Source organism: Nocardia arizonensis (genome assembly GCF_001310275.1).
Lineage (GTDB): Bacteria > Actinomycetota > Actinomycetes > Mycobacteriales > Mycobacteriaceae > Nocardia > Nocardia arizonensis.
The window spans coordinates 1-691 of the sequence record NZ_LGYZ01000104.1; the positions used below are offsets into that span (position 1 = coordinate 1).

Annotated in this window: 1 protein-coding gene; it reads right to left on the reverse strand. The window is 74.8% G+C overall.

Annotation, left to right across the window (positions count from 1 at the left end; all coding sequences use genetic code 11):
* Positions 1-691: hypothetical protein (locus APZ21_RS34870; protein WP_476739086.1), on the reverse strand; the 691-nt coding region annotated here is incomplete at both ends.

Consider the following 691-nt stretch of genomic DNA (forward strand, 5'->3'; position numbering starts at 1 on the left):
CGCGAGCTGGGCCTGCCTGGCCAGCACACCGCGCATCCGCACCCGCCCCGGCGGCACCACCGAGGTCGTTTTCACCGTGGCACGTTCGCGGGCGGCGGCGGTGTCCAGCGCGCGGGCCAGCACACGCGCGGCGGTCTGTTCCGTGGTCAGCGGGGTGCGGGTGCGGGCCACGGTGCGCGAGATGCCCGATGCCGCATCGTCGCCGAACACATGCTCGGCCATCTGTTGTGCCTCTTCGGCAGTGGCGGCGGCAGCCTGGCGAGCGGCGGCGGCGGACTCGGCCGGGTCGGCGGGAACCGGGTTCGCCGCGACCTCGCGGGCGATGGCGGCGGCGGTGGCAGCGATGGCCGCGCCCAACGGCGAGCTCGGTACCGGTGTGGCGTGCGGTTCGGGGCCCACGATGTCGAACCAGCGCCGCCCGAGCTCGAGCATGGCGGCGGTGTCGGCATCGGCCACCGTGTGGGCCTCACGCCAGATCGCCCGCAGTTTGGCGAGGGTGTCTGTGCCGAGGATGGACTCGAGCTCGCCCAGCAGCGGCGCGCACTCGGACTCTTCCAGCACCCCGGCGTCGATCCGTCCCAGCACGAGGGCGGCGTTGTGGGCGGCGGCGTAGGTGGTGCGCGGGAGGTGGGCGGCGGCGGTCGCGCCGCCGTTGTCGCCGATCACGATCTCGGTGGCGCTGGCGCGCAAC